This is a genomic window from Methylobacterium platani (assembly GCF_001653715.1).
In the GTDB taxonomy this organism is placed as follows: domain Bacteria; phylum Pseudomonadota; class Alphaproteobacteria; order Rhizobiales; family Beijerinckiaceae; genus Methylobacterium; species Methylobacterium platani.
The window spans coordinates 1-3,603 of record NZ_LWHQ01000106.1 but is presented as its reverse complement, the minus strand read 5'-3'; the positions used below and the strand labels follow the sequence as shown (position 1 = coordinate 3,603).

Sequence of the window (3,603 nt, the reverse complement as noted above, 5' to 3'; positions counted from 1 at the left end):
CGCCGCCGTCGTCACCATCGCCGCCATCGTCCTCTGGCTTCGGTAACTGTCCACACCGCCTAGGGCTGTTAGGTCCTCGACGCGGCCGGCGCGCCCGTCCCGGAGCCGACCTTCAACGACGGGAGGTGGTGATGGGCACACAGCACGTCATCCACGCGCGCGACGGGTTCGAGGTCTGCCTGAACGAGGCCGGCAACGAGTTCCACATCATGCTGAAGGCGTCCGACGAGGCCGACATTCGGCACGTCGTCGCTTGGCACAACCACCGCACGGCCGGGGCCTACGGCGAGCAGTGGCTGACGCCCGACGACCTCGTCGCGATGGCCGTCGAGATGATCCGGGTCGCCTCGGTCTGGACCGCGGACCCCGAGGCGCTCGTTGAGGCGGCCGCCCTTAAGGTGATGGAGCTCTAACGATGCAGGCCATCATCGAGTCCCTCAGGTGCTACCAGGCGGCCGAACGCCAGGCGTTGGCCCACAGCATCGCCATGTCGATTGCCATGGGCACCACGAAAGCCGAGCTCATCGAGGCAGACCTCCGCGCCAGCCGGGAGCGCAGGGACGCCCTGGTGGCGGCCGGCAAGATGGACGCCTACGGCAACCGGTTCTTCCAGGTCGGCGACCTGGTGACCCGGGACGGGGCCGACATCCACCGCGTCGTCGAGCACAACGGCTCGCCCGGTTACGCCCCGGACGGGTTCACCGTCGTCTGCGTCAGCCCACCGGCGGACGGCTGGTGCGAGGTCGGTGACGAGGAGTTCAACACCTGCCGCAGGTACGAGTGGGTCACGGACCCGCTTGCCGGAAATCCGGCGGGCCCCGGCCGGGACACCGGCCCGCCCTGCGATGCCGAGGACCTGACCCAAGGGAGTCCCTCTACGCGAGCGTCGTCTCCGCCGAACGCGAGCGCCACCGGCGCGAGATGGAAGCATGGCGCGCCGAGTTCGAGCGCGGCTACCTCCACCCGATCCGGCACGCCATGACCGACGTGCTGGTCGACATCGAGGCGGCGAAGGCGGCCCGGCCGGCAATCGGCAAGCCCCTGTCCCGACGGGCCTGGCGCCGGAACCGGGCGCGCGTCAGCGCGGCAAGGGTCGCCCTGGCGCGGATCTACCACGAGCCGGTCACGTGGGCTTGGCCTTCCCCCGGAGAGAGGTAGGTAACGGCCTACCGAAGTGGGCATGCAATGGGGAGGCACGGAGGCAATTTTTGCCTGGTAACTAGTGCGCCATCGCGTCAAATATGACGCGCCATCCCCAAGACAGGGTGTGAATTACTGACGAATCCTCCGTCGAGGCCTTGGCGAATACCCTCCGTTCACGCTATGTTGCCCGCTCGCTGAAACGGGAGTGTGCGTACTTGGCGTATCTGCCCCAGCCCTCGAAATCCTCGGCCGGCACTTACTGGAGCACCAAAACCGACGACGAACTCCTCTCCACGCAACTGACGACCGACGGCCCCGAAAAGCCTCGAAGAACTTTCCGAAGATCAGCCTCCAGATGAGGAGGCACTCGTGGAAATGGCCTACAACGTATCCGGTCGCGAACGCGGTATGGTTCGATGCGTATTCTGCAAGCATCCGAACCACTTCAACGGCGTTGTCATGCGCTACAAGTCCGGCACTAGGCGCTTGGTCGGCCGGGACTGCGCTAGTGTCCTGGCACTGAAGTTCGGCGACGAACGTTGTAGGAGAAGATCCTGTTACGGAGCGCGCCGATGTCTCGTCCCCTGCCCGCGGTGAAGCTGAGGCTGGCCGAGCGTGACGCCCTGGAGAAATGGGCCGGGCGTCGCAAGACCGCGCAAGGCCTGGCCACGCGTGCCCGCATCCTGCTGCTGGCCGATGAGGGCGCCTCCAACAAAGCCATCGCCGCCGACCTCGCCCTCGACCCGGCCACCGTCAGCAAGTGGCGCAATCGCTTCCTGCGCGACCGTGTCGAGGGGCTCTACGATCAACCCCGCAGCGGCGCTCCCCGTCGCATCGACGATGACAAGGTCGAGGCCCTCGTGCTCGACACGCTCGAACGCAGGCCCGAGGGCGCCACGCACTGGAGTTCGCGCCTGATCGCCAAACGCCACGGCCTCTCTCACACCAGCGTCCAGCGCATCTGGCACGCCTTCGGGCTCAAGCCGCACCGCACCAAGAACTTCAAGCTCTCCACCGACCCCGACTTCGTCGGCAAGGTCCGTGATATCGTCGGGCTCTACCTCGATCCGCCGACCCGTGCCGTCGTGCGGTGTGTCGACGAGAAGAGCCAGATCCAGGCGCTCGATCGGTCGCAGCCCGTGGTGCCGCTCCAGCCGGGCGACGTCGAGCGGCGCACCCACGACTACAAGCGCCATGGTACAACGTCCCTGTTCGCCGCGCTCGACATCGCCACCGGTCAGGTGATCGGGCAGTGCCAGCCCCGCCACCGTGCCAGCGAGTTCCTCACCTTCCTGGACACGATCGACGCCAACGTGCCCACCGACCTCGACGTGCATCTGGTGATGGACAACTACGCCACCCACACCACGCCCGAGGTCCGGGAGTGGTTGGCGCGCCGTCCGTGCTGGCAGGTGCATCACACCCCCACCAGCGCCTCCTGGCTCAATCAGGTCGAACGCTTCTTTGCCCTGCTGACCGAGCGCGAGATCCGGCGCGGCGTCTACCGCAGCGTCGAGGAGTTGGAGCAGGCGATCGACACCTTCCTGAAGGCACACAACGCCGATCCCAAGCCGTTCCGCTGGACCAAGTCCGCCGACCAGATCATCGCCTCCGTCGAGCGCTTCTGTCTCAGAACCGCGCAGCTTGAAGACGGATAAGCCACTTCATCGCCGAACTTCAGTGCCAGGACACTAGAAAGCATTACGGCGTCACCTTTGATCTCCTGGCCCGCGACTTCGATGCCGCGAGGGACCGCCGGGATTACGTCGAGCAGCAACGGCTCGTCATGGCCCGTGACCGCGACATCCTCGGTATGATGGCCACCATGCGAGCGGACCCGTCCGTCGCAGAATTCGGGGAGGTGCGTCGGCGATTGCGCGAGTTCGTCGGCGAGAAGCTTTGGCCCAAGCTCGTCTGCATCGCCGACGGTGACGGACGTCTCGTCGTCGAACGATGCGTCATCAACTACGCTGCAATGGAAACCGGGCGTGGCCGTCAGTCCGTCTTCGCGCTAGTGGGCGATAGATACCTGCGCGGCGCCGAGCTTGTCCGCTCTGGCCCTACGGTCGCAGAACGCCTTCAAGACATTGAGGAGCGTCTAACGGGTGTAGTCGCCATACTGCGTCGCAACGACGCCAGTACGACTACCTTGCGACAGAGCATCGTGATGCTGTCCGACTTGTTGCGCGAAGTCGAACGTGAACGAGTGAGGATGCGAGCAGTCAACACGTTCTTCGACGGGAGCAACGGGGGAGGCCTTTGCGACTTCGCTTCCTGGTTGGTTGATAACGGCAAGCAAGGCGTATCTGTCCTTTCGCTTCCCTATCGGCTCTACGACCAGGGTCGGTCGAACGGGCATCTGGAACTCTGTCCGTCCCCTCATTATCGAATCCCAGGTGCAGACCTGATCGAGGTGATGCGCGACACCACGGCCCGACCTGCTAGAGCGTTTTCGGCTTA

4 protein-coding genes are annotated in these 3,603 nt (G+C 65.3%); all 4 read left to right on the top strand.

What is annotated here, in order from left to right:
- The first annotated feature begins 131 nt into the window (after positions 1-131).
- Positions 132-413, top strand: a complete 282-nt coding sequence (locus A5481_RS31370; RefSeq protein ID WP_048437631.1) for a hypothetical protein — start codon at positions 132-134, stop codon at positions 411-413.
- Between the two features lie 2 nt (positions 414-415).
- On the top strand, positions 416-982 hold the full coding sequence (locus A5481_RS31365; protein WP_048437630.1) for a hypothetical protein: 567 nt from the start codon (positions 416-418) through the stop codon (positions 980-982).
- Positions 983-1,715: 733 nt separating this feature from the next.
- The gene (locus tag A5481_RS31355) at positions 1,716-2,801 is read left to right on the top strand and encodes an IS630 family transposase (RefSeq protein WP_048437628.1); all 1,086 of its coding nucleotides are present in this window, start codon (positions 1,716-1,718) and stop codon (positions 2,799-2,801) included.
- A 128-nt stretch (positions 2,802-2,929) separates the two neighbouring features.
- Positions 2,930-3,603 (top strand): hypothetical protein (locus tag A5481_RS34385; RefSeq protein WP_156312246.1); only part of this gene is annotated, 674 nt, incomplete at its 3' end.